This is a genomic window from Paenibacillus nitricinens (assembly GCF_052056485.1).
In the GTDB taxonomy this organism is placed as follows: domain Bacteria; phylum Bacillota; class Bacilli; order Paenibacillales; family Paenibacillaceae; genus Paenibacillus_AQ; species Paenibacillus_AQ nitricinens.
On record NZ_CP183948.1, the window covers coordinates 1111668 to 1136972 of the forward strand.

The window sequence follows — 25305 nt, forward strand, 5'->3', positions numbered from 1 at the left end:
ATTTAGAACGAGTCTAAATACAATTATAATAAATGAACCATAGGAGGTTTTATTAATGACAACACAATTAAAGAACCATACTGAACTGCAAGCTGCTTTGAACCGCCAAACTGCAAACTGGTTCCTGCTCGGAGTAAAGCTTCATCACTATCACTGGTATGTTAGCGGATCTCAATTCTTCACATTGCATGAGAAGTTTGAAGAGCTATACAATGAAGCTGCGGGTTATGCAGATGATTTAGCTGAGCGTTTGCTTTCTATTGGTGGACAACCAGCCTCCACAATGAAGCAATATCTTGAATTGTCCGACTTACAAGAAGCTCGTGGCGGTGAAGATGCTAAAGGTATGGTACTTGAGCTCGTGAGAGATTTTAAGACTGTTGCTAAAGAACTGCAAGATGCAATTGCTACTGCTGAAGAATTGAGCGATCAACCAACTGCGGATCTGCTGATTGGCATCAGAAGCAGCATTGAGAAACATGCTTGGATGCTGAATGCCTTTATCGGCTAAGACAACATCCTTATAGGATAGAATACACAAAGAGCGCCTGCGTATGGTTAACGCATGGCGCTCTTTTTTTGAAGCATTCTATTTAATAAATACTCCACCAAATGGCACGGCTTCGCGCAGAAATCGTTTAATAATTCCATCATCGTTATTATCTCTTTCAAATCGGCGATTCTGGCGTCCGGCCTGAAACAACACAGGGCCGTGGCCCGTCATCTTCCAGTGATAGCTCATATGCTGGCTAGCTAAATGGTTGCCGTAAACGGTAAGCTCCAGCTTCGCATTCTCAGGATAGGCAATAATGCTGCCTGCATCCACATAGAGCGGGTTGTAAGGATGAAGCTCAGCTTCACATACCGTACCTTCGGTCAATATGCCAATGATGCCGTTACCCGTAAATTTCACTTTCACAATATCACGTGTAACGAGCACATTCTTCATACTTAGCACTCGTGTATCCATCGTAACTCCCTTGCTGTAGAAGAAGAGATGTTTAAAGTCGTACAATAAATCGCTCTTTCCATCAAGCTGCAGAATCTTTACCCGATAACCTGGTGGAAGGGCTGCAACAAAATGGCAAGGACCAGACATATCCGAACGAATCAATTTTCGCTTGCGATAGATGCCCTTTACATCCATAAATCTGTCCGCCCGTCCAGTGGCAGGTCCTTGATAAGCGATAATTTGCTGTGGGTGCAGCACATGAACCTCTTCCTTCTCCCCAAGGGTGAAGGCTACGGCTTGTCCGCTCCCGCTGTCGCTTTCATCTTGGACATCGATGTTCATATTTCATCTCCCTCATGCTGTAGACGTGATCTTTACTGAATGTTCAAGCTTAGCGCAGGCGGTCTCCTTTTCTAGAACGGTGAAGCATGCTGAAACGAACAATACGGATGAGTATAAAATACCCCAGAATTAGACCAATCCCCGTAAAAATAGTCACTTTGATTTTATGATAATATTCTTCGCGTGCCGTCCGGTCATTTTGCAACTCATCCACCATTTGCGTTAGTTGGCGATTCTGCTCCTGCAGGGCTTCGTTCTGTGTCCGGTAGGCATCCATTTCCTGCATGGTATTCGTAAGCTTATCTTTCGCCTGTTGTAGCTCTTCAGCTGTCTGCTGAAATCCTTCTTTCAATTCATTGACTTCATTCGGAAGCTCAGAGAAGCTTTTGAATCCATTATAGATATCACTGAATATATTGGCTTTTGCTACTGGGGCCGGAAGAGATATGGAAAGGGTCAGCAGAAGCAGGAGCGAACATAACAGCTGTAGATATTTACGGTATTTACGTTGTTTCATCTATATAATCACCACCCAATTTAGGCTTGTATTTCTTTTATTTTAACACAGCTTGACAGCTTCTGACAGCGTACGCTAAACGTGAATAGGGCTTCTTGGATCAGTAATATTTGCCTGCTTGAAGTGAGGTTACACATCCTTGTGAAGAACAACAAGGCTGTGCTCTACATGATTGAGAAGAGGGACTATTTATCGTATACTTTGGACGGAAAGGGGCTGCTACGGAATGAATAAATGGCTTAAGACAATGTTATTTTTGGTCGGATCTGCTTTTTTGACGAGGTTGATTCCATTCTCATCTTTGTTTCGGAATTTGGACACGATGATTCATGAATTTGGTCATGCGCTGGTGACTCTACTGCTGTCTGGCAGTGTGCTACGGATTGAGCTATATGCAAATCATAGTGGGGTCACCTATTCAGCCATTCAAGATGGAGGCAGAGCGATACTAGTGTCGTTATCCGGGTATGTGCTGGCTTCTTTATTTGCATTGCTGCTCTTCTATCTCTACAGTAAAGGACGGCATGATTGGGGACTTATTTTAGCTACTACAGTAGCATTGATTATGCTGGTAATGTACGTGCGGGGAAGCTTCGGAATGATGTGGTTAGGCGGGTTTATTACGCTGAATATTTTAATGCTGGTGGTGTGGAAAAAGGCCGGCAAATATTATTATTTGTTATTAGCTTTTTTGACCTTGGAAGAGTCTGTAATGGGAAGTTTATTTCTCGTATATGCGGCCGTTGTATCCCCATCTCGTGCGGGAGATGCCAGTAACCTGGCAAGGATGACATCGGTGCCGGCCATATTTTGGGCCATCCTATTTTTTATATTTTCTCTGCTTTGCGCCAAATGGGCGCTGGGACTATTTTTTAAGCGGGAGCGAGTGCAGCCTAAACTTCAGAGTCGTTAAAGTTAAAAATATAAAATTTTCGTCATAAACAGACAAAAGGGGCTGTTTTTGCGAGAGTCAGTCTACTTAGTATGTAGAATGGCTCTTTTTTTGTCGATAATATAGAACCGAACATACATTCCATGACATGGAGTTGTCCGCCATTATTGGTACATTAATAGAAGACCCAAAATAAGAAAGAGGTGGAAAATATGATGGAAAGTATTACTCCTATATTTACGTGGGGTCAAGATCGTATTTTTGCAGGTGGAAATCGTGATGTAGTTTTACTTGTCGAATGGAAAGGAAATTTGCCTTCAGAAAATAGCCGACCAAGCAGCCACAAAGTGGTTGCACGTGATATTGAACTACGAGTTTGGCTTGAGCCACATGTAACTTTTAAGCGCTGTTATGGATGTGAAATGGAGGTAGGGGAAGGAAATTCTCTCTTGCTTAAACTAGGAAAAATAAAAACAGGACAACGCAAATTCATAGGATTGGAGTTCACTACTTCTAGTTCTGTAGCAGGTAAGTATGAAGCATTATCCCTACAGTGGAAGTATAAAAAACCAACCGTAGAGCGCGTTCGTGAACTTCCCGTGAAGGTACTTGAACTGGAGTACGCGCATCATACGCGCATTCTGAGCGATACTTGCTGCTTTTATGTTGAGAAGCATCTGGAATTGTTGAAGACGGCTGAAACGGTTGAAGAAGCAGAGGCACTACGAAGTAAAGGCCAGCATAGTGAAGCTCACGAAATGCTCAATCGGCATGCGGATAAGATGTTGCTACTCGCAGTACGCTCTGGAGATCCTTTGCTGCTTAAAGAGGCTGAAATGTTATATAAACAGATCGGGTTCGAGCATCAGCAACGAAGTAAAGCCGTTGGTGGAATTTAATATAGGACTCACTGCACGAGGATGCATATAAGCGAAAAAAGACCTATACATAAATTGGATTTTTCAGCGGATTCGGCGGAAAATTATAAGAAGAATTGTAATATAAAATGTGGTAACATAGTAAAAAAGTTCTATCACAATTTTACTTTTTTTCATAAAATAATGGGTCTATTTAACCATAAATCAAGGGGAACTGAATATGACAGACCGATTAATCCGACTGATGCGCATTATTACACTTGTTCAAGCCAAGCCAGGGATATTAGCCCGTGAATTGGCGGAACGCTGCGGCAACAGCGAGAGAACGATTTACCGGGATATGGACGCGCTTAGTGCCATGCATATTCCCATAACCCACCTGGGGCATGGAAAAGGTTATGCTTTTATTGGAAATTTTGCACTCTATCCCTTGGATTGGTCGGAAGAAGAAGCAAACGCATTTTCGCAATTACGCTATATTATGGAAGATATAAAACCAGCATTACCCATAGATTTTGAAAGCGCGTATGAAAAAATAGTCGCAGCTGAATATAAACGTAAGGCAGAGAGAGAAGAATCAATAGAACGTGCAAGAAGAGAAGTAGGGGTGGGGTGGGCAGAAAGAACAAGAAACAGTTCACATATGGAACAACACTCATTTCTTACTCCGATCCTGGAGGCTTTATTAAAACAAAAGAGTATTCAAGCGAATTATAGTGAGAATGCATTAGAAGAGAAAGGGATCACCATTGATCCTTATTGTCTGGTCCCGCTGGAAAGTCGTTTTCATCTCATTGGATTTTGTCATCGTCAGGGTGTTATTCGTACATATCATATCAACGATTTTTCTAATGTGAAGCCATTAAATCGTTTTTTTTCGAAGGAAGCGTTTGATGTGCAAGCCTTTATGAAGCAGAAATGGTCACTAGATAGGGATAGTTTACAGGTAGAATTTAAAGTGAAATTCTCGGAACGGGTAATGGAAGGAATTAAGAAGGACGAATTACCTTTTAAGCCAAGTAAAGTGGATCGTCAATCTAGATGTTTTCACTTTAAAGTTGCAGTGGAACAAGATATAGGATTTGTCCGCTGGATTAAGAGATTCGAAGAGGAAGCGGAAATCATTGAACCGTACTATTATCGTGAAGTAATCAGGCAGCAGTTGGAAAAATGGAGCTCGCACTATAAGTAGTGACACGCTCATTTGACCTTCGTTCAATTCGAAAGATGGGGTGCTTGTGCAACCATTTAAATGGTTGCCGGAGGCATCCTTTTTTTGCGAGTCAGTCGAAGATGTACTCATTTCTAACTATCTAATTATAACAATATATAACTAAACATATCTAAACACAACTCAATCTATAGAAAATCGAAAAAACGTATGCTAGAATAGCATCTACATATATATGTGAAAATGGGAGGAATGGAAATGTTTAAGAAATGGTCAATCAGAATCTTTGGTATATTAGCAATTTTTTTGGTTGTGAATTTATCTGCGGGCGCAGTGGTGGAGGTAGAGGCAGCCGCCAAGAAGACAGAAATTATAGTATCCGCTGCAGCCAGCTTGCAAGATAGCTTAGATAAAATGGCGCTTCTCTATGAGAAGAAACATCCCGATATTGATTTAGTCTTTAATTATGCTGCATCTGGCACATTACAGAAGCAGATTGAGCAAGGTGCTCCGGCTGATCTGTTCTTCTCTGCAGGGGATAAACAGATGAATGCGTTAGTGGATGCTGGACTGATCTCTGACCATAAGGTTCTGCTTAAGAATCAGTTGGTTCTTGTCGTACCTTCGAATTCAAAAGCTTCATTAAATACGATCACTCAACTTACGGATAAATCCTTTAAGAAGGTAGCGGTAGGGCAGCCTGAATCTGTGCCCGCTGGCCAATATGCTCAGCAATCGTTAACTGCGAAGAAGGTATGGGATACGCTGCAAAACAAACTTGTATTTGCGAAGGATGTACGTCAGGTTCTGTCCTACGTCGAAACGGGGAATGTCGATGCAGGCTTTGTATATAAGACAGATGCGTTGACTTCAAAAAAGACGAAGATCGCCCTTACTGTTGGCCCGCATGTCCACAAAGCCATTAATTATCCGGCGGGTATCGTGAAGGATTCGAAGAATCAGAAGGAAGCCAAGGAACTGTACAGTTATCTTCAGAGTAAGGAAGCTAGTGATATTTTTGCAAGCTATGGCTTCTTGCTTCCTTAATAAGAGATCATAAGTAGAAGCGGGGTGGTTAAGGATGGAAATAAACTGGACTGATTTCTTCGCCCCGGTATGGCTTTCCGTAAAAATATCAGTACTTACCAGCATCATTGTGTTTATTCTGGCAACGGCTGCAGCCAAGGCTATGGCGGGTCGTAAATTCCCTGGTTATAGCTTGGTCGAGACTGTAATGCTGCTTCCACTTGTGTTGCCGCCGACAGTTGTCGGATTTGTGCTGTTGGTCGTCTTAGGTCGCCGCAGCTGGATTGGCAGATGGTATGAACAGATGACGGAGCATACGATCCTTTTCACATGGGGGGCTGCGGTTATCGCCGCGGTTGTCGTCGCTTTTCCTCTCGTTTATCGCACAGTGAAGGCGGGCTTTGAAGGCGTGGAACCGGATCTTGAGGATGCGGCGCGTGCGCAGGGAGCAAGCGAGCTGCAAGTACTTCGTTATGTCACATTGCCCCTTGCAGGCCGTTCACTCGCTGCAGGGTACGTTCTCGGCTTTGCTCGTGGTTTAGGAGAGTTCGGCGCTACGATCATGGTTGCCGGGAATATTCCTGGCCGCACGCAGACAGTGCCTACAGCGATCTATGTTGCGGTAGATGGTGGCAACATGACTCTTGCTTGGATGTGGGTGTGCTCTATTATTGTTATGTCTGCTGTAATGTTGATGTTTGTGAACCGGCGTACTTAAAAACACCAGCCAGTGATTCTCCGAGGAATGGAGAAACGTTGGCTGGTGTTTTTTGTAAATCGCTATTTTTAGTATGAATCTTCAGCAGAAGCTCGTCAGTGCAGATCTATAGCACAAATCTTGAAGAACCTTTGAGATAATTGCATTCTGTACACTTATTTCGGATGGAAAAGGGATTATTTAGATTTTAACTGTATTCTATACAACTAAAAACTAGAAAAATCCCGTATAGGGGAGAAATCAAGTGAATTAGGTGTACTAAATACAGTTATATCTATTTTGCGAGTTATTAGCAGGATTGTAGTTGTACGAAATACAACTAAATGTTCCTCCGCCGCATGCTCCGCACTGCTCGACGCACTGCACCAACGCAGATTTCGATTGCTCGCTATACAGTTAAGTAAGTCAGCGACTCATCAGGTCTCATAAATAATCATCCCGGTTTGCGTGAGATCATATCCGTGAATGGACCCAAGCTCACTTTGAAAGGCTGGCGAGCGTAAAATATCAATCACGGTGGCAATCCATTGCTCATGCTCCGGTTTCTTAAGCATCACTAGATCGTAAGACTCCTGAATCAAGGGAATGAAATCAATGCCATCGACAATCTTAGCAGCTTTTTCGGTACCGATGGCCACATCAGCTTCGCCTCTTGCGACTTTACCCGCGACCGCTAAATGGCTATTCTCCTCCTGCTCATATCCAGATAGGCTTGCAGCAGGAATGCCGTGCAATCGGAGTTGTTCATCCAATAACACACGTGCACCAGCGCCTCGTTCTCTATTAATCAGTTTAAGTCCATCCTGTTGTAAATGAGACCATTCATGGAGACCTCTAGGATTCCCCTTTTGAACATACAATCCTGCACTTCGGGTCAACAGACGGACTACAACATAAGAGAACCCCACAAGTATTTTACGGATATAGGGAAGGTTATATTCTCCAGTATCCCCGTCGAGCAGATGCGTACTGACGATGTCCGATTCGCCCTGATACATGGCAATCAGACTATCTAGACTGCCAGCGTAAGAACGAAGAGGGCGCTCAGTGGGCAAACAACGCTCCAAATAGGTCGCTAGAATATCGAGTGACATATCCTGACCTGTAATCACAAGGCTGTGTCCTGTAGCTTTACTATTAAATTGGCCAGAATGTGTGGCAGCTTGTGTTAAATTTGCTCCAGCAAAAGTGAGCGGCGATGTCGATAGGGTCATTCCATTTCGAGCATTCTGTTTGTAGGCTTCTAAATCGGATTGATCCACACGCATCTGTTTTCCTACACGGTAGGAGGGAAGCTCCCCTTTTTTAATCAGATCATATACTTTTAATTTCGAGATCTTCAGTAAACGGGCAATTTCCTCAGTCGTATAGGATGTGTTATCAGACATGACAAAAGCCTCCAGAACTTCATAATAGGACAAGACTACCTTATTTTGAAGTCCTGTGCAATTAGGCTACTGTGGTTTACCAGCTTGCTGTGTATTGGATAATTTGATTAATTCTGAAACGGTGACAAATCGAAAACCTTGCTTTTCTAATTCCGGCAAAATAATTTTGAGCGCTTCTCTGGTTTGAGATTGTCCATGCACATGATCATGAAACAGGACGATATCACCATTATGTGCATTTCGAATAACCTTGTTCGCGATACTCTGCACGCCAGGGCGATTCCAGTCACGAGTATCTTGATGCCAGGACCATAAAATTGGCTTTAGGCCCATATTATTTGAAGTATCAACTAGTGTCTCGTCATACATGCCACCCGGGGGTCTGAACAAAGCGCTATGCTTTCCAGAAACCTTGATGATTTCTTCTTCGGTTAAATTAAGCTCCCGCTCAAACTGGGCTTTATTAATAGGTTTTCTAAAATAAACGTGATTGTAGGTATGGTTAGCTAATTCATGTCCTTCGGAAATGACTCGTTTCGCCACATCTGGATACGCTGCAATTCTTTTTCCTATGGCAAAGAAGGTGCATTTCGCATGATATTGACTCAATACCTTTAATATTTGATCGGTTTCAGAAGGGTCGGGACCGTCATCAAACGTTAATGCAATCACTTTTTGGTTAGTATGTACTTCCCAAATCATGTCTCCTCTTTTTTCGTAGTAGTCGCGGTTCTTGCTCGGGCTACCTAGCGCGGAGTTCGTGAAGCATAACAAGAGAGAGAGGGTAGTCATCATAATTTTGCTGCTAGTTTTCATGAATTCACCTGTTTTTTTTATTTTAGAATGCTCCTTTGGAGGGTCAAAATATTCATAGTTTCAGTTTTGTAAAGACAATCAGTCTTTTTTCATGTTCTTTCTTCTTTCTGCTATATCTCCCTGTACAAGTAATAAGATTCATTCTGGCTTCAGTAGACTTACCGAAGATTCGTTCCAAGGGTGCTTCAGCAGTGGTGAAGATTTCTACAGACTCTACACTATAAGTTAGTTTTCGCCCGTCCGCATTGGATACCGTAATTTCATCACCGTGCTTAAGCTTTTTGAGGTTGAAAAAAATAGCTGGACCTATATAACTATCCACATGCCCGTCTAAAATCACATTTCCCTTAGCGCCTGGCAATATTCCTGGATACAGAATTCCTGCAATATTGCTGTCCTTAGGGACGTCCATTTGTCCATCTGGACGCAACGTAACGGTCTCTATTTTGGCGCTTACTTTAATAGCTGGAATGCTAAGCTGAGTAGGCAGGATAGGTTTGGGTAATGATGGTTTAATATCGATCTTTTGAATAGCTTTAGTAGGCGTTATCGTTTCTTGCTGCTGTATTTGTAGTGACTTCGTTTCTGGTCTGCTTTCCTGCGAATGTGAGTCAGTACAACTGACAGTAGTTAGAGTGATGAAGGTTAAGATTAATGAAGAGATCCATTTTTTCATGTTTAAGAAAAGAAAGAGGGGATTTCCCCTCTTTCATCCTCCCTATTCAGTTTGTTCGCTAGCACCGCCATGGCCTGTTTTTGGCATTTTTGTTGCTTTCATCTGAATGCTCTTAGTGTTAATGCTTTTAGCCTTCATGCTCTTTGCATGAATTCCTTTAGTGGAGTGGCTCTTCATATGCATTTTCTTTTCATGCATTTTATGTTCTTTTTCTTTTTTCATTTTCTCAGCATGCATCATTTTTTTCTCATGTTTCGTTTCGACTGGTGCAGCAGAAGCGGAAGCCGCAGAAGCAACGGATAGCATTAAGCAAGTGGATAAAAGAGCTACGGACAATTTCTTCATAATCATTTAGTGGATTCCTCCTAGATGTTTTTTCCCTACGAAGATTAATATCTCCATTTCAGCGGCTTTTAGATTGGTGGATTGCTTCCATTGCAGTTTGGGATTGGTATAGCATTTTGTATTTTGATGTGAAAATTGTTATGAAAATGTCTTATAATGAAATTCAATATATAGACAATTGGTTAGGGGTGGGAATATGACACTTATTGAAAAAAGAGAACACCGGCAATATCCGGAAATTACCCGCCTAGAAACGTCGAGAGCTGCTTATGAGCGTGATTATTCTCGCTTGATCCATTCGCCTACTTTTCGTAGGCTGCAAGGCAAATCTCAAGTGTTCGGGGCTGGCACGGGTGATTATTACCGGACGCGTCTAACTCATTCACTTGAAGTCGCTCAGATTGCTCGTGAGGCAGCGAAAAGTCTGCTTAGATCTTATCCAGAGGTAGAGACAAGTAAAGCGGAGAACCCAGGACTTGTAATTGATCCGGAGGTCGTAGAATGCGCGGCTATTGCTCATGATTTTGGTCATCCTCCATTTGGGCATAAAGGGGAAGAGGTACTGGATAACATTCTGGACCAGCTTATTGAAAAGAAGACGAATGAGGCTGCCCTGCAATCTGGAGCAACAGGTCCAGATAGGCTGCTCATTCATGAGCAGATGAAGCAGCGCTATGAGCACTTTGAAGGAAATGCTCATAATTATCGGCTGATTATGTTTCTGGAGAAGCGGGAGAATATTGATGGCTTAAATCTGTCGGATGCTGTGCTTCTCGGAATTAATAAATATCCGTTTCCTGGTACCTCACTGAAGAAGGGGATGTACCTTCACGAATGGGCATATATTTCGGAGATTCGCAAAGAGTGGGGAATTCCAGCAGGTAAGAAAACGTTGGAAGCTCAGCTAATGGACCTTTGCGACGATATCGCTTATTCTGCACATGATTTGGAGGATGGAATTAAGGCTGGAAAGATTGAAGTGCATGAACACTTCATGCATGATTCCTATATTCAGCGGCTGATCGTAGAGAAAATTACAACGTTAGAGGATTTCTTCTGGAAGGGTTGGGAGGAGGACGGGATTCGTGCTAAGGTAGAAGAGGTGCTTAGTTCATTTCTTCGAGTATGGATGGAAAAGATGCCAACCTGTGAGAACGACTATTCCAGAACTCGGCGTGAAGTTAAGGCTTATTGGGTCAGCACCTTTGTCGCAAGTCTTGGGGTGATTCCTGATGGAGACTGGAAGAAGGTCACCTTTATAAAGGAAGGAAAAGAAGATGAGGATATGCTGCGGACCGTAAGTGTGCTAAAAAGCTTCGCTTGGGTCACGATGATTCGTGATTTACGAGTACAGCGGCTTCAGAAACGTAGTGAATGGATTCTGCGCCGTCTATGGGGAGCTTTTCTTGATCCGCAGACATCCAAAGCCATTATTCCATCGGACTGGCTGCAACGCTTCGAGAAGGATCAGAAACAAGCAAATCCTATTTGGACGTGGGAACATATGGTGATTGATTATATCGCAGGGATGACGGATGCCTTTGCGGAGAAAATATACAATGAGCTATACGGGTTGAAAGTCGGATCGATTTATGACTTGGATTAGATAAAAGAGAAGATTAAATTAAGGCCAGCCTCCATTTCATTGGAACTGGCCTTTTTTTTGTTTTTATAGAACAGGGAATATTTTGTTAGTATTTTGTTATTGTTTATTCGAATATATTTATGTTTATAAACCTTGAAATTCAGTGATTTTTCTAAAAATATTGCTATTTATTAAAATAAGTTATTGTTACTATGATATATTGATGCTAATATAATAACTAAATTGTTATTGGGAATAAATGGGTGGTTGATAAAGCAGTCGAATTTTCTACTTGAGTAATAATGAAAACCTTTACAAAACGGGAGGGTAAAACAAATGAAGAGGTTCAAAAAAAGCTTTGCTCTATTTCTTACAGCAGTAATGCTCGTTACAATGGCTGTGCCTGCGCTAGCTAACGGAAAAACAAATGAAAACCTCAAGGCCCACTGGGCTGGAGAAAGTTTAGAGAAGTGGCAGGGTAATGGTGTTATTCAAGGTTATCCGGACGGCTCTTTTAAGCCGGATCATAAAGTAACGCGTGCTGAGCTTGTAAGTATTATTAATAAGCTATTTGGATTTAGCACTCTTTCGGAAATGTCATTCTCGGACGTACCCGCTAAAGCCTGGTATGCAAGCGCTTTATCTATAGCGAAGCAAGCTGGCTATTACAAAGGTTTTCCTGATAATAAAGCGAAAGCGGATACTGAAGTAACTCGTCAGGATGCTGCAACATTAATTGCTTCTGTTTTTTCACTAGAGCCTGACACTAAAGCGAGTACCTTTACAGACCAAGCATCCATCAGCGCTTACGCTAAAGGGGCTACCCTAGCATTGAGTGGAATTCTATCCGGTTATCCAGATGGTACATTTCGTCCGAGCGACCCAATTACAAGGGCAGAGGTAGTCACTATCGTTGACAGATTGGTTAGCGGCTACTACAACACAGCCGGTACATTCACTGGGGGAGATATCCAAGGGAATGTTGTCATTAACCAGAGTGGGGTTGAACTAAAGAATATAGCTGCATCAGGCAACCTTTATCTTACCTCCGGTATTGGTAATGGTGAGGGTTTCTTGGAGAATGTAACTGTACAAGGAAATGTACTTATATCTGGTGGTGGTGAGCATTCGATTCATTTAAAAAATTCTGAATTGGCTGCTGTAAAAGTGAATCGTCCTGAAGGAAAAGTTCGGGTCGTTGTAGAGGGCCATACGATCATCACTCAACTGTCTATTGATAGTGCTTCTATTATAGAAGTAGGCTCAGGTTCTACAATCGATCAGCTTGTGATTGGTAACGGTGCAACGGGAACGTTGATTACAACAAAAGGTACCATTAGCAAACTTGTAGTAAGTGCTTCCTCTGTAGTCTTAAATGGAGTGACTTTAGTAGCAGGAACATACACTGTGAGGGATGGAGTTCTTGTAGAACAGGGAACAAGCACACCGGCGCCTGGGGGCTCAGGTGGTACTAGTGTAGAGCCTGCAGCAACGCCAGTACCGACGGCTACTCCGGAACCTACAGCAACAGCTGCTCCAACGGCAACACCGGAAGCTGGTGTTCATATCGTTGACGTAGATGCATCGGCTGCTACCAAATCGTTATTTGCTTATCTGGATAGCATGAGCGGTAAACAAGTGATGTTCGGTCATCAGCATGATACTACCGTCTCTTTTGCCGGAAAGGATAAGAACGGAAATGTTATTTCTGACGTATACAGCTCCACTGGTGATTATCCCGGGGTTTTTGGTTGGGACACTCTTAGTTTAGATGGATATGAGAATCCTCCTGGCGTTAGCGGAGATTATGAAGCGAGTAGGTTGGGGTTATCAGCTGCCATGAAGCAGGCTCATGATTTGGGTGGTATTGTAACGCTAAGTACACATCCGTACAATTTTGTTACGGGGGGAAGCTTTAATGATACAGGCAATTCCAAAGGAGCAACGTACTCCGTAGTATCACGTATTTTGCCGGGCGGAGATAGGAATGGAGAGTTTAATAAATATCTGGATCGCATCTCTGATTTTGCGAACAATCTTAAGGATGACGATGGAAACCTGATTCCAGTGCTGTTCCGTCCTTTCCACGAACAAAATGGAGGTTGGTTCTGGTGGGGTGCGGCTACAACGACAAAGAGTGAATACGCGGAACTGTACAGATATACAGTTGAATATCTACGTGATGTTAAAGGCGTTCATAACTTCCTTTATGTATTCTCACCAAACGGATCTTTTAATGGAAATGAAAGTGAATATTTAACGACTTATCCGGGTGATTCATTTGTTGATATTCTTGGAATGGATCAGTATGACAACAAGGAGAATGCCGGTTCGGAGGCTTTCCTGAGTGGTCTTGTTAAAGACCTTAAAATGATTTCTCAGCTTGCTCAAGACAAAGGTAAGATTGTTACCCTATCTGAGTATGGTTATAGTGCTGCTGGTATGAAAACAACAGGCAATAATGAGCTGGAATGGTTTACTAAAGTATTGAATGCGATCAAGGCGGACCCTGATGCGGCAAAAATATCATATATGCTGACTTGGGCGAATTTTGGTGAAGGTAACAATCTGTATGTTCCTTATAAGAATGTTCCTAACAAAGCAGATCATGAGTTGCTTCCTGATTTTGTGAATTTCTATAAAGATGATTTCACGGCTTTTGCGAGCGATGTGAAAGAAGATAATAAGTACAATCTCGAGGTTGAAGTGGCAGGAAAGAAACCTTTCCTCCACATCGTAACTCCGAATAATATCAGTACAATAACAGATGCTGTAACCGTCATTCGGGCCAAAGTATTAAATGCAGTGCCTAGCAAAGTGACTTATACTGTGGGTGATTCTGGTGTGGAGGTGGAAATGACGCTAGGTGCGGACGGTTACTATAGCGCTTCCTGGCAGCCAGAAGCTGGTCTGAATGGCAGTTCAGCAGAGATTACAGTAAAAGCATATGGAACTGGAGAATCTACACTTACGCAAACTAATTCAGTGTTCTTAAAAATCAGCGAAGCGCCGATAAAGGTACTTACTTTTGATACAGATAAGGATCTGGAGCAAATTCAAAATAATGGTACTTGGTCAGGGCTCGCCAATAACGCAGAGACGATCAAGACGGTCTTGCAGCATGCGTCACTAGATGCTGACGGTAAGCTTGTTATTAACATTACTGAAGGGCTGTCTGCTGAGGATACTTGGCAGGAACTGAAGCTGCAATTGAATGATCTTGCACTGGATGGGGTGGATCTGTCTCAAGTTACACGTGTGAAGTTCTCCGTGTTAATTCCGGAGGCTGCTCAGAATGAGGCTAACAATGCTGCGGTACGCAGTGTGATTCAGCTGCCGCCAGATTGGGATACAAAGTATGGCATGGACTCATCCTATAAATCTTTGTCCGATCTTGAGAAAGTTAACATGGGTGGATCACAATATTATAAATTTGATGTTTCGGTTGATCTGGATAATGCTGCTAAATCAGCCGAAGCCGCTGGTCTAGCGATATCCCTGGTTGGCAGTGGTTTGGAAGTGGAAGGTGAATTGCCGATCTATGTAGATAATATCGGTCTTTATAATACGTATACTGCACCTGTTGCTGACAAAGCACTGGTAGATAATTATGAATCTTATGGCTCAAGTGATGAAGCGCTGGTAGCCAAATATCCTAAGGCTGGCGGAGATGATGTGAACGTATCTTTAAGCTCCGAGCATAAGGCATCCGGGGATTACGGAATGAAACTGCACTATACGATTAATAATGCAGGTTATACCGGAGTAGGTAAAAGTCTGGGTTCGCTGGACTGGTCCGACTATAATGCACTCAGTATGTGGGTAGCTTCCGATGGAGACAACGCTTATGCTGAGAAAGGTGAGCCGCTTAAGCTAGTGGTGCAGCTTGTCATTGATGGTGGATATTTCGAAGCTTATCCGGTCATTAATCCAGACAAGAACGGTAAAATAATATTAAGTTTGAAGAATTTGACGGAGATGAGCTGGGGAAAAGCCGGAGAGCTTACACAGGAAAGATTGAAGCAGGTTCAGAGCTTCAATTTGTATGTGAATGCGATGGACGGACATAGCCACGAAGGTTCGCTCTACTTTGACGATATTCAAGCGGTCTATGACGGGACACTTCCGGATATGTCGGAAGAAGAAAATGGAGGTTCGCAGGGACATGCGCCTGGCGTGTTATACGCCTTCACTACCTCATCTGATATTACAGGGTGGGCTACAACAAGCGGTTCGTCCGCTAACGCTCAACCTCCAGCATTTGATGCCAATGAAGAAGCGGCAAGTGTACAATTTGATTTGATTAATACCGGCAATGATGCAAATGGCAGCTCCAAAGAATCCTTTGAACTCGCTATTAATCCTGAGAAGCTGAATATTACAGGGCTCGATACGATCAGCGCTAAGGTTAGGCTCTCGAGTGGTGCGGCTAAAGCGCGTCTATTCATCAAGACAGGTGCGGACTGGAAATGGAGCGACAGCGGCGATCCTGTGCCTATAGATTCTAAGGGCTATACGACCTTATCTATTTCACTGCCGACTGCAGCAGCAGGCTTGGGCGTAGATTTGGCTGCTGTAAAGACGATTGGGATTAAAATTGAGGATGTTTCCAATGATGGAGGAACTGCGAAGCTTTACTTGAAGGAAGTATCTCTGGAGAAAGCTGTCCCGGATGTTCACTTTGGCTTCGAGACGGGTAACGACGGTTGGTCTATTAATTCTGGTACAGCCACAGTATCTTCTGATGTATATGCTGAAGGTAATCAATCTTTGAAGCTTGATTTCGCATGGAATGGAGAAGATAAAGATCCTTTTATAGCAGCAACAAAAGTAGCTGCACTTGATCTGAGCTTATTCTCCAAGCTTACTGCTAAAGTTAGAATACTCTCTGACCATCCTGATGTCCAAGCCAAGCTGTTTCTTCAATTAGGGGGTTATGCAGTATGGGTCGATTCGGGTGCGAAGATAGCTGCTCAGGATGGATTCACGGAGTTCACGATTGATCTCAGCAACAATTCCAATCTATCGCCTGATAATTTGAAAAAAGTGGATGCCATTGGCATTCAGTTTGTTACACCTTCTACGGCTGGAACCGCTACAGCTTATATTGACGAAATCATAGCTTCTAATTAAGAGCGCTGCGATCCAGGTGTGAAATAAGGGTCCCTGCATGTCCATTAGGATTGTCTAATGGACATGCGGGGGCTATTTTGTATGATCAGTTTATAGCTAATGATTTGAATACCATTCAAGCGCTGCTCTTTCTAGTTCAGTGACAAATGCTTCTTTCCCATCCATATAGGCTTCAATGTCCTTCGGATATTTCGTTCAACAGGCATCATATCAATGATTGGTTTAGCTTTTAGCCCAGGAACAGAAGTGCTGCCAATATGGTGAATATCAATAAGTGCATCAGCGAAGATCTCTTTAATCTTACGAGAATCTTCTTGGAAAATAAGATTCCATTCCTCATTGTATTGTGCGACAGTAACATCCATTTCGCTAACCTCTCTTTATGTTTGACTCCTGGATTTTTTTATTATAGAACAAGTGTTCTTAATAATCAAATGCTAAATTTAATATTGGCGGGCATAATCAACGAGATTTAGGGATGGAGTGCCAGTAGATAAATAGGAATTTATATTTTCGGTAAAAATATTTACGATTCGATTAGCGTATTGATCGGTTATGCCAGCAGAATGAGGAGTGATGACTACCTGCTCCATAGTCCAAAGCGGATGATCCTGCGGGAGGGGTTCGGTTTCGAAAACATCCAATCCCGCACCACGAAGCTGACCGCGATTCAGTGCATGGATTAGAGCCTCAGTATCAGTAGTCGCTCCGCGTCCAACGTTAATGTAATAGGAACCTTGTTTAAAGGCAGAAAAGACTGGAGTGTTAAATAATTGCTTAGTTTCATCGGTGATAGGGAGTATATTGATGATGAAGTCGCCTTGGCTCACAGCTTCTGGCAGATGGTCAGTGGTATATACTTGATCAAAATCAGCGAGTGGTTTGCCTGAGCGACTTACTCCGATCGTCTTCATCCGGAATGCTTTAGCTATTCTGGCAGTTTCGCTGCCGATGGCTCCAGTTCCAACAATAACGGCTGTTTTTCCGAACAATTCACTCTCACTTCCGTCAGAATTCCAGTAACGGTTCATCTGATTACGAACGGCTGTGTGCAAATTACGTGTGAAGAGAAGCATGAAACCAAAAATCACCGCAGAAATAGGCTCGGCATGCACTCCGCTCCCACTAGTCAATAGGATTCCACGTTCCTTAAAACGCTCTAACGGGAGTTTCTCAATTCCAGCTGACCAGGATTGGACCCAGCGAAGGGGCGAATCTGGACGAAGAAGCGTATCGGCGATGCCTTTAGCCCAGCCGATTACGATTTCAGCATCAGCTAGCAGCTGTAAATCCGGATTTTTGCCGTCACCTTGTGTGAATGTATAACCGGGGGCTGCTGCTTTAATCCTTTCTTGTTGTTCGGCTGTAAGTGGTTGTAAACATACTATGGACTTAGTCATGATGTATTCCTCCTGCTATAAGGTTTGATGAAAATGGATAATGTTATAGGATAAGGATACCAAATCTATAGGAGAAGGTGAAATTGATATGGATGCTAACGTGTCGGATAAAGATTCAGAACGATTATTTATTGCTGTGAAATTACCTTCAGAACTTCAACAAGTTGTGGCGGAAGAGTGCTCTAACCTATCACATAAGTTTCATTTTGCAAAATGGACTCATCCAGAGGATTATCATATTACCCTGCAATTTTTAGGAGATACCCCAAAGACGAAAATCCCGGATTTAATCAGGTCATTGAAGCAGATGTCAGAGCAATGCCGCCCCTTCAAACTATCCTTAGATAAATGGAATACATTTGGTCTGCCGAAGGCTCCAAAAGTTTTATGGGTAGGGGTTTCCGGCGAATTAGAAGAGCTGAATTTACTGGCTGCGAGAGTACACGCTGCGACACTTCCTTTAGGTTTTTCGGCCGAATCCAGGGAGTACAAACCACATCTCACAGTGGCTCGAAAGTACCTTGGAAAAATTTCATTTGATGATAAATTGCTGGAAAACTTACTGAAATTGGATGATGAAAAAAGATCGAAAATCTTTCATAGAGACTGGACGATTGATAGTTTTGTGTTGTATGCTACCAGAATGTATGCCATTCCTATGTATGAAATGATTGAAAATATTACATTTTAAATTCGCTATTTAAGTTTTCAAAGCTTCCGTTTTCGGTTACATACAATAGGAATGTGCCGTGAAATAGGAGGAATATCATGTTAATCTTTAAACAAAACCGCTGTATCGCGTTGCTTGTTGGCGTTATACTAGTGTGTTTCTCTGCCATAAGCTTAATGCAGCCTAATCAGGTTGCCGAGGGGAAAATAGATAGTGTGCAGATGGATAAGCTGCAATCCACCAGCCGAGCATCGGTAATTAATTATTTGCAAGAAGAATCAAAATCTAGTAAGACGAGGGGCACTACAAAAGTTTCACAAACGAATAAGCTTTACAACACAGTTAATCTGTTCAGTTCCACTTGGAAACCAGAGCAGAGTGTAGAATGGCTTAGTAAGAATAAAATAAAGCCACAAAATACATCGCAGGCTTCCATAGTTCGGGTAAAGGCTGATGTAGCACAATCTAATTCAGCTGCGCAGAAAGCGACAGCGAAAAAGAGCGCTCAGACTGTAGTTAAGACAGTCTCGGCATCTCAGAAAAATCCCCTCACAACATTATACTTCTCTCGGACCGAGCTATTAAGCCAGGAGCAGCAAAGTAAAGCAACCCGGCGCTACGCAGTATCCGAAGAAGAACTGCTTCTGCTACAAAAGATTGTAATGGCAGAGGCGGAAGGTGAACCGTACCAGGGCAAGGTGGCAGTTGCCAACGTTGTTCTGAATAGGCTGCGGTCAGCCAATTTCCCCGACACGATATATAAGGTCATTTATCAAAAGCATCAATTCAGTCCTGTAGCTAACGGGCGTCTTAAACGTGTCAAACCTAATGATGATAGTATTAAAGCGGTGAACGCAGCGCTCTCTGGCGTGAAGGAAGTTCCTGATAATACTTATTTTTTTCTATCACTTAAGCTTGCGCAGGATCTTACCGTACATCATTCGCAGGAGTATGTGAAGACCATTGGTAATCATACGTTTTATAAATAATTGACCTATTCTGTGAACCTCAGCTATTTATAGGGTAAACTAGACTATATAACCCTGGAGGTGGAAGAATTGTCATGAAGATCACTTATTACGGACACTCAGCGCTGCTGGTAGAAACAGAGCAAGCGAAAGTTATTATTGACCCTTTTTTGTCAGGAAATCCGAACTCCGGTATTTCACCTGATGACATTACTGTAGATGCTGTCCTGCTGACTCACGGTCACTCGGATCATTTAGGTGATGCTGTGCAAATTGCCAAACAGAATGATTGTCCGATCTTTGCTGTTTTTGAGCTTGCAGAATACTGCCGAATGAAGGGTGCCAAGGTAAAACATATGAATATAGGCGGCAGTCATATTTATGATGCCATTACCGTTAAATATACTCAGGCGTTTCATTCCTCATCGATTCAGGAAGGCGACGTTTGGATTTATGCTGGACAGCCCGCAGGTATTTTATTGACGATTGAGGGGAAGACGTTATTCCATGCAGGTGATACCGCACTATTCAGCGATCTGCGTCTGATTGGTGAAAGAACTGCGATTGATTTGGCGGCTCTGCCAATTGGCGATATGCTGACCATGGGACCGGATGATGCGCTCCTTGCTGCGCGCTGGCTTCAAGTGGACAAGGTCATCCCACTTCATTACAATACATTTCCGGATATTGCCCAAGATGCTATGGATTTCTGTGCTCGTCTGCGACAAGAGGGGATAGAGGGGTTCCCGCTTAAAGCTGGTGAAAGTATAGAGATTTAATAAATCCCGATCACATGTTTACACAAAAAAGTAGATAGCCGGGGATTTTCCCGGCTATCTACTTTTCTTTACATATAATTGGGGCCTCACAAAGAACCTGATTACGTATCGAAGAAAAGCTCCGCTTCGTGGGGATGTTTTATGGTGTAATGCACACAGCCTCTTCGCCTCGGGCTTGAGATCTTGCTCCTCTAATATCAGCTGTTTTGTCTGCGGGGTTGCCTAACATCTGCAGAACGGTAGTCGCGCAACTTTGTGGTTGATGTTTATCAGGGGCAAGACGGCGTTTACGCTGCTCTTCGAGAACAGAATACTCACGGAGCATCATAGAGAACCATTTGTTTACTACCTCACAGTCAAGTACCTCTGCTAGTCCTAGCTCTACGAAATATTGGCAGTTTTTCTCTTCCTGACCTGGAATAGCTTTATAGAAGAGCATTGGAATTCCCTTAGCCTGACCTTCGGTACAGGTCATACCGCCAGGCTTTGTGATTAGAAGGTCGGAAGCATCCATCAGTTTATTGATTTCACTGGTGTATCCAAGAATCCTGACGTTAGGATGATTAAGTCTTGGATTGGACTTCATTTTGGCTATAAGCTTCTCGTTACTGCCCATACAGAAGATGAGCTGGATGTTATCCATTCTGGCTGTGAGTGAATTCATAATCTCTTTGCCGAACATCAGTCCCCAGCCTCCACCCATTATAAGAACAGTAGGGATATCGGCTAGACCTAGTTCCTTACGGAGCAGCGTCTTGTTGGATCGTTCCCAGAACTTCGGATGCACAGGAATGCCGGTGACCGTTACAAGCTCAGGAGCAATCCCTCGGCCTGTTAGAATTGATTTGACGCGTGGGGTAGAGACGAGATATCGATTGACCTCGGAATTTACCCAGCTACCATGTGCATCATAATCTGTAATTAACGTATACAGCGGAACCTCCAATCCACGACGTTTTAGTCTGGAAATGACAGCAGCCGGAATGGGATGTGTGCAAATAATCAAATCAGGTTTTAGCTGTTCGATCACTTGAGAGGCATGTGTATAAAAAATCCGGTGAAGTGCCATCTTAGTCAACGGGTTCAATGATTTATGATATTGTGTCTTATACATCATGCCGACCAGCTTAGGCTGGCTGCTAACTGTTTTTCGGTAAGCGGAAAGAATCCATGGGGCGACCATCGGGTTAAGAAATTTACCTAGCTCGATGACTCGGCACTGGACATCCGGATTCAGCAGCTTTATTCCTTCGGCCAGAGCATAGGCTGCTCCTGTGTGGCCCGTACCGAAGCCTTCCGAAAACAGCAGTACTCTTTTCTTTCGCATAAGTTCACCTGCTACTTTCCTTTTCAATAGAAATGCGGAATTTCTTCTTAATATAGATGAGGGAAAACTGTTCTCTAATCACATTATACAAATAAGACGTAAATAGAAAGTTAAAACCCTGCAATAAATAAAAAAATAAAAGATTTTCTAAAGTATTGCAAACTGCAAGGCTTCATGTTAAAGTAATGAATGACCAATTGACCGGATTAGTAAAGTGGTCAGATAGTCAGCGGTAATGATATTTTCTGGAGAAAGGAAGTGAGCACAGGTGGCAGTGGTGGATCGAAGACAGCAGGTGCTTCAGGCCGCAGCAAAATCTTTTTCATTATTCGGCTATAAGGCGACTACCATGGATCAGGTTGCTAAGATCGCAAATGTTGGGAAAGGAACCATCTACACCTTTTTTACAAACAAAGAGCAATTGTTTGATGAGATCCTGCGCGATATGATGGTAGAAATGAAGATGATTGCTGATCGCGAGATCAGGCGAGACAGACCTTTCTTTGATAACCTGCATCGTGTGCTGGATGCCCTGCTGGAATTTCGAAGTGAGCAGGAGCTATTCATCAAGCTTTCCCAGGAGAGTCGCGAATTCGGAACGCCGCAGGCAGGAGAAGGGCTCGAGAAGATCGAGAACTTAGTTTTAGAATATTTAGAACGGGAGGTGCAACAAGCGCTCCAAAAGGGAGAAATCAAACCTTGCGATCCTAAAATCGTATCTGTAGTCATGTTCAGGCTATATATTGTATTGACTGCTGAACTGAATAAAACACATACTCCCTTGGACAAGGAACAGATCAAGATGTACTTTCATTTGTTTCTCGCCGAAGGATTGGCACAGTAAGCGTTGATTCAGGGTAGGGATGGCGTGATCAGATTCGCTTTCCCTTAACAATTTCCAAGCTGTTATAGGCATTGAAGAAGAGCCGAGAGGCGTTTTTTTATCCCCTGAATTGACCGAATGGGGAAAGTGGTCACCTAGTGTTACGTAATATTTCGCAAACAAAGCATTTTAAAGAGAGCATAAGCTCATAAGGAGAGAACCAGAATGAAATCATTATCCGTATTTACCAAGGATCTTGGCGCAGCACTGAGAAATCCAAAGGTGCTGATTCCGATGATTGCCATCCTATTTATTCCGGTGATGTATAGCGGATTCTTCCTAAAGGCATTCTGGGATCCGTATGGCAAGATGAATGAGTTGCCGGTTGCTGTGGTCAACCAAGACGTCGGTGCTAATTATGAAGGAAAACAACTTCAGGCCGGAGATGATCTGGTTGAAGAGCTTAAGGTAACCGATGGCTTTCAATGGAACTTTGTTTCACTAGAAGAAGCGCAAGCAGGAATGAAGGACAATACCTATTATATGTCGATTATTGTTCCAGAAGACTTCTCTGCTAAAGCAACAACGCTTTTGGATGATGAACCACAACCGGCAAAAATTATTTATGAGCCAAATGAAGGCTACAACTTCCTGGCCGGTCAAATCGGCGGAACGGCTGTAGCAGAAATTAAATCTAAAGTATCCGCTAAGGTAACTGAGGCTTATGTGGATTCTGTATTCAATCAGATTACTGATGTATCTAAAGGACTTGGCGAAGCGGGAGATGGAGCTAGCAAGATCGCTGATGGTGCAGGTAAGCTGGATGACGGCGCACTGAAGCTGAAAGAGAATCTTCTTGTACTGACTGAAGGTACGGGCAAGCTTCAAAATGGTTTAGAACCACTGACTAAAGGTGTGACTGATTTAAATTCAGGTGCTACCGCAATTCAAACGGGTTCTAGCACTTTGGCAGGCGGTTTGCAACAATTGTCGGCTGCTCATACACAGCTTCAAGATGGCGTTGCACAAAGCGCTGCCGGCAGTAAACAGCTTAGTGATGGCTTGAAGCAAGCTGTAACAGGTGCCACACAGCTTCAAGCAGGTACGAAGTCTGCTGTGGATGGTACTGCTAAACTACAAGCAGGAACACAATCTTTAGTCGACGGCAGCGCGAAGCTGGAAGCAGGTTTGACCTCTTCTGTTGATGGCAGCGCGAAGCTGGAAGCAGGCTTGCAGGCTTCCGCAGAAGGTAGCACAAAGGTTACTGAGGGTGCTAAAGCGGTCGCTCAAGGTTTGCAGCAATTGGCACAGGCTAGTCCTGAGCTGGCACAAAATCCAGCCGTACAGAAGCTCCTGGCAGCTAGTGCAGCTGTTGCACAAGGCAGTGAACAACTGCAACAAAGCCAACAACAGTTAGCACAAGGAGCAAGCGCACTTCACAGTGGGCAAGAGCAGCTTGCACAAGGTGCAACTCAGCTGCATGCTGGTTCACAGCAGGTTTCTGCTGGAGTAACCCAGTTGCATGATGGAGCACAGCAATTAAATGCTGGTAGCACTCAGCTCTTGGCAGGACAACAAAAATTGGCACAAGGTTCGTCAGCCCTTGTAACGGGTGGCGATAAGCTACAAGCAGGTATGAAACAGTTCGGCGCGAAGCTTAGTGAAGCAGCAGCTGGAGGTAACAAACTTGCTGAGGGTGGTAAAGCACTCGGAGATGGTACATCGAAATTACTCAGTGGTGTTGGTGAACTAGGTAGCGGCATTGGTGCTGTAGCTGACGGTTCCAAACAATTGGCTAATGGTGCAGGCGAGCTGAAGAATGGGATGGATGATCTGAAATCTGGATCCACAGAACTTGCAACTAAGCTTGGTGAAGCTGCTGAACAAACAGGCAGCGTGAATAAGTCAGATAAAATGATGGAAATGTTCGCACAACCGGTTGTGGTTGAGGATCAGGTTGTAAATCATGTACCGAACTACGGCACAGGGTTTGCTCCTTACTTCTTATCTCTTGGGTTGTTCGTAGGTGCTCTGATTTCTACGATTGTTATTCCAATGCGTGAATCAGCTGTAATTGGCGCAAGCCGTTTGAATCGTTTTATCAGCCGTACGCTTACGTTCTCAATCATGAGCTTTATCCAGTCTATGCTGGCTGCTGTGGTTGTATTGTACGGACTTGGACTAGAAGTACAAAGTGTACCGCTATTCTTCCTGTTTACATTCTTGACTAGTCTAGTTTACACATGGGTAGTACAATCCATTGTTACTTGGCTGGATCAACCGGGACGTTTTGTTGTTATCGTTATTCTTATTTTCCAATTAACAACTAGTGCTGGAACATTCCCACTTGAATTGATCCCGAACTGGATGAAATTCTTTAACCCACTGCTTCCTATGACTTACACAGTTAGTGGTTTTAAATCAGTAATTTCTACAGGGGACTTCAGTGCAATGTGGAGTGATGTAGGTGTGCTTGCAATCTTCGGTCTTGGATTCCTTGCTCTTACTTTCGCTTACTTCATGACCCGCAGTCGGGACAATGAAGCTGGAATGAAAAGTGAACAGGCTCTGACTGTATAATTTGAAAAAAAAGTAATTAAAAAGCGTCTCCTCCGGGAGACGCTTTTTTTGAGTTCAAATCATAGAACCCTTTTTCTTGCAAACATTCAAGGGCAATGAAAATTCTTGAAACGCTTTCATTGCATAAGTTCTTATGCGTCAATTATGCATAATTATACACATATGAGTTTTTTTAAACTTTTGTCCACTAAAGCTGTGTCGCAAAAAGAAATGTTAATCAGCATCATAAAAAAGTTTAAATTGCGCTGTTGTCACCTCGGTGATAAAATAATAGCACTAATCTGGCTTTGAATAATTATTAAAATTTTAATCTGAAAAA

22 protein-coding genes are annotated in these 25305 nt (G+C 43.1%); 13 read left to right on the forward strand and 9 right to left on the reverse strand.

Annotated elements, in window-relative coordinates; translation table 11 throughout:
* Positions 1–55: 55 nt before the first annotated feature.
* The gene (locus ACN6KS_RS04910; protein WP_042185198.1) at positions 56–511 is read left to right on the forward strand and encodes a Dps family protein; all 456 of its coding nucleotides are present in this window, start codon (positions 56–58) and stop codon (positions 509–511) included.
* Between the two features lie 78 nt (positions 512–589).
* Here ACN6KS_RS04910 and ACN6KS_RS04915 read toward each other — a convergent pair whose 3' ends face one another.
* Positions 590–1294, reverse strand: coding sequence for an AIM24 family protein (locus ACN6KS_RS04915; RefSeq protein WP_042185200.1), 705 nt, complete (start codon positions 1292–1294; stop codon positions 590–592).
* A gap of 49 nt (positions 1295–1343) precedes the next feature.
* Complete coding sequence (locus ACN6KS_RS04920) at positions 1344–1811, reverse strand: hypothetical protein (RefSeq protein ID WP_440961486.1); 468 nt, start codon at positions 1809–1811, stop codon at positions 1344–1346.
* 226 nt (positions 1812–2037) lie between these two features.
* Here ACN6KS_RS04920 and ACN6KS_RS04925 point away from each other — a divergent pair, with 226 nt between their 5' ends.
* From ACN6KS_RS04925 to modB, 5 genes are all read left to right on the forward strand, one after another.
* Positions 2038–2724, forward strand: coding sequence for a M50 family metallopeptidase (locus ACN6KS_RS04925; RefSeq protein WP_440961487.1), 687 nt, complete (start codon positions 2038–2040; stop codon positions 2722–2724).
* 191 nt (positions 2725–2915) lie between these two features.
* Positions 2916–3602, forward strand: a complete 687-nt coding sequence (locus tag ACN6KS_RS04930; protein ID WP_094871419.1) for a hypothetical protein — start codon at positions 2916–2918, stop codon at positions 3600–3602.
* 199 nt (positions 3603–3801) lie between these two features.
* Positions 3802–4773, forward strand: a complete 972-nt coding sequence (locus tag ACN6KS_RS04935; RefSeq protein ID WP_094877684.1) for a helix-turn-helix transcriptional regulator — start codon at positions 3802–3804, stop codon at positions 4771–4773.
* 237 nt (positions 4774–5010) lie between these two features.
* Positions 5011–5799 carry a molybdate ABC transporter substrate-binding protein gene (gene modA, locus ACN6KS_RS04940; RefSeq protein WP_094877685.1) on the forward strand — a complete coding sequence of 263 codons (789 nt, stop codon included), beginning with the start codon at positions 5011–5013 and terminating at the stop codon, positions 5797–5799.
* 34 nt (positions 5800–5833) lie between these two features.
* Positions 5834–6496, forward strand: coding sequence for a molybdate ABC transporter permease subunit (gene modB / locus ACN6KS_RS04945; RefSeq protein ID WP_094871422.1), 663 nt, complete (start codon positions 5834–5836; stop codon positions 6494–6496).
* Positions 6497–6912: 416 nt separating this feature from the next.
* On the opposite strand, the gene ACN6KS_RS04950 is transcribed toward modB, so the two are convergent.
* The 4 genes from ACN6KS_RS04950 to ACN6KS_RS04965 all read right to left on the reverse strand — a co-directional run bounded on the left by ACN6KS_RS04950 (position 6913) and on the right by ACN6KS_RS04965 (position 9727).
* Positions 6913–7884, reverse strand: a complete 972-nt coding sequence (locus ACN6KS_RS04950; RefSeq protein WP_094871423.1) for a substrate-binding domain-containing protein — start codon at positions 7882–7884, stop codon at positions 6913–6915.
* A 66-nt stretch (positions 7885–7950) separates the two neighbouring features.
* A complete protein-coding gene (locus tag ACN6KS_RS04955; RefSeq protein WP_256989877.1) occupies positions 7951–8586 on the reverse strand; it encodes a polysaccharide deacetylase family protein in 636 nt (211 codons plus the stop codon).
* A gap of 166 nt (positions 8587–8752) precedes the next feature.
* Positions 8753–9376, reverse strand: coding sequence for a class F sortase (locus ACN6KS_RS04960; RefSeq protein ID WP_440961488.1), 624 nt, complete (start codon positions 9374–9376; stop codon positions 8753–8755).
* Positions 9377–9418: 42 nt separating this feature from the next.
* A complete protein-coding gene (locus ACN6KS_RS04965; protein WP_256989878.1) occupies positions 9419–9727 on the reverse strand; it encodes a hypothetical protein in 309 nt (102 codons plus the stop codon).
* A gap of 190 nt (positions 9728–9917) precedes the next feature.
* Between ACN6KS_RS04965 and ACN6KS_RS04970 the strand changes: the two genes are divergently transcribed.
* Positions 9918–11327, forward strand: a complete 1410-nt coding sequence (locus tag ACN6KS_RS04970; RefSeq protein ID WP_094871426.1) for a deoxyguanosinetriphosphate triphosphohydrolase family protein — start codon at positions 9918–9920, stop codon at positions 11325–11327.
* A 315-nt stretch (positions 11328–11642) separates the two neighbouring features.
* A complete protein-coding gene (locus ACN6KS_RS04975) occupies positions 11643–16439 on the forward strand; it encodes a glycosyl hydrolase (RefSeq protein WP_440961489.1) in 4797 nt (1598 codons plus the stop codon).
* A gap of 131 nt (positions 16440–16570) precedes the next feature.
* On the opposite strand, the gene ACN6KS_RS04980 is transcribed toward ACN6KS_RS04975, so the two are convergent.
* The gene (locus tag ACN6KS_RS04980; protein WP_440961490.1) at positions 16571–16804 is read right to left on the reverse strand and encodes a GrpB family protein; all 234 of its coding nucleotides are present in this window, start codon (positions 16802–16804) and stop codon (positions 16571–16573) included.
* A gap of 78 nt (positions 16805–16882) precedes the next feature.
* Entirely contained in the window at positions 16883–17839 is a 957-nt protein-coding gene (locus tag ACN6KS_RS04985; protein WP_440961491.1) for a D-2-hydroxyacid dehydrogenase, read from the reverse strand.
* 88 nt (positions 17840–17927) lie between these two features.
* Between ACN6KS_RS04985 and thpR the strand changes: the two genes are divergently transcribed.
* From thpR to ACN6KS_RS05000, 3 genes are all read left to right on the forward strand, one after another.
* The gene (gene thpR, locus ACN6KS_RS04990) at positions 17928–18530 is read left to right on the forward strand and encodes an RNA 2',3'-cyclic phosphodiesterase (RefSeq protein WP_094871429.1); all 603 of its coding nucleotides are present in this window, start codon (positions 17928–17930) and stop codon (positions 18528–18530) included.
* Positions 18531–18607: 77 nt separating this feature from the next.
* Complete coding sequence (locus tag ACN6KS_RS04995; protein ID WP_094871430.1) at positions 18608–19498, forward strand: cell wall hydrolase; 891 nt, start codon at positions 18608–18610, stop codon at positions 19496–19498.
* A 74-nt stretch (positions 19499–19572) separates the two neighbouring features.
* On the forward strand, positions 19573–20256 hold the full coding sequence (locus ACN6KS_RS05000; RefSeq protein WP_341133836.1) for a metal-dependent hydrolase: 684 nt from the start codon (positions 19573–19575) through the stop codon (positions 20254–20256).
* Between the two features lie 139 nt (positions 20257–20395).
* On the opposite strand, the gene ACN6KS_RS05005 is transcribed toward ACN6KS_RS05000, so the two are convergent.
* Positions 20396–21583 (reverse strand): MGDG synthase family glycosyltransferase, encoded by a 1188-nt coding sequence (locus ACN6KS_RS05005; protein ID WP_094871432.1) that lies wholly within the window; start codon positions 21581–21583, stop codon positions 20396–20398.
* A 268-nt stretch (positions 21584–21851) separates the two neighbouring features.
* Between ACN6KS_RS05005 and ACN6KS_RS05010 the strand changes: the two genes are divergently transcribed.
* Complete coding sequence (locus ACN6KS_RS05010) at positions 21852–22427, forward strand: TetR/AcrR family transcriptional regulator (RefSeq protein WP_094871433.1); 576 nt, start codon at positions 21852–21854, stop codon at positions 22425–22427.
* A gap of 204 nt (positions 22428–22631) precedes the next feature.
* Positions 22632–24986, forward strand: a complete 2355-nt coding sequence (locus tag ACN6KS_RS05015) for a YhgE/Pip domain-containing protein (protein WP_094871434.1) — start codon at positions 22632–22634, stop codon at positions 24984–24986.
* Positions 24987–25305 lie beyond the last annotated feature (319 nt).

Coding starts and splice junctions, on each gene's coding strand:
- ACN6KS_RS04960 (WP_440961488.1), bottom strand. CDS start 9,376: ATGAAAAAATGGATCTCTTCATTAATCTTAACCTTCATCACTCTAACT.
- modA (WP_094877685.1), top strand. CDS start 5,011: ATGTTTAAGAAATGGTCAATCAGAATCTTTGGTATATTAGCAATTTTT.
- ACN6KS_RS04930 (WP_094871419.1), top strand. CDS start 2,916: ATGATGGAAAGTATTACTCCTATATTTACGTGGGGTCAAGATCGTATT.
- ACN6KS_RS04910 (WP_042185198.1), top strand. CDS start 56: ATGACAACACAATTAAAGAACCATACTGAACTGCAAGCTGCTTTGAAC.
- ACN6KS_RS04985 (WP_440961491.1), bottom strand. CDS start 17,839: ATGACTAAGTCCATAGTATGTTTACAACCACTTACAGCCGAACAACAA.
- modB (WP_094871422.1), top strand. CDS start 5,834: ATGGAAATAAACTGGACTGATTTCTTCGCCCCGGTATGGCTTTCCGTA.
- ACN6KS_RS05015 (WP_094871434.1), top strand. CDS start 22,632: ATGAAATCATTATCCGTATTTACCAAGGATCTTGGCGCAGCACTGAGA.
- ACN6KS_RS04915 (WP_042185200.1), bottom strand. CDS start 1,294: ATGAACATCGATGTCCAAGATGAAAGCGACAGCGGGAGCGGACAAGCC.
- ACN6KS_RS05005 (WP_094871432.1), bottom strand. CDS start 21,583: ATGCGAAAGAAAAGAGTACTGCTGTTTTCGGAAGGCTTCGGTACGGGC.
- ACN6KS_RS04980 (WP_440961490.1), bottom strand. CDS start 16,804: ATGGATGTTACTGTCGCACAATACAATGAGGAATGGAATCTTATTTTC.
- ACN6KS_RS04965 (WP_256989878.1), bottom strand. CDS start 9,727: ATGATTATGAAGAAATTGTCCGTAGCTCTTTTATCCACTTGCTTAATG.
- ACN6KS_RS04970 (WP_094871426.1), top strand. CDS start 9,918: ATGACACTTATTGAAAAAAGAGAACACCGGCAATATCCGGAAATTACC.
- ACN6KS_RS05000 (WP_341133836.1), top strand. CDS start 19,573: ATGAAGATCACTTATTACGGACACTCAGCGCTGCTGGTAGAAACAGAG.
- ACN6KS_RS04975 (WP_440961489.1), top strand. CDS start 11,643: ATGAAGAGGTTCAAAAAAAGCTTTGCTCTATTTCTTACAGCAGTAATG.
- ACN6KS_RS04920 (WP_440961486.1), bottom strand. CDS start 1,811: ATGAAACAACGTAAATACCGTAAATATCTACAGCTGTTATGTTCGCTC.
- thpR (WP_094871429.1), top strand. CDS start 17,928: ATGGATGCTAACGTGTCGGATAAAGATTCAGAACGATTATTTATTGCT.
- ACN6KS_RS04925 (WP_440961487.1), top strand. CDS start 2,038: ATGAATAAATGGCTTAAGACAATGTTATTTTTGGTCGGATCTGCTTTT.
- ACN6KS_RS04955 (WP_256989877.1), bottom strand. CDS start 8,586: ATGATTTGGGAAGTACATACTAACCAAAAAGTGATTGCATTAACGTTT.
- ACN6KS_RS04935 (WP_094877684.1), top strand. CDS start 3,802: ATGACAGACCGATTAATCCGACTGATGCGCATTATTACACTTGTTCAA.
- ACN6KS_RS04995 (WP_094871430.1), top strand. CDS start 18,608: ATGTTAATCTTTAAACAAAACCGCTGTATCGCGTTGCTTGTTGGCGTT.
- ACN6KS_RS04950 (WP_094871423.1), bottom strand. CDS start 7,884: ATGTCTGATAACACATCCTATACGACTGAGGAAATTGCCCGTTTACTG.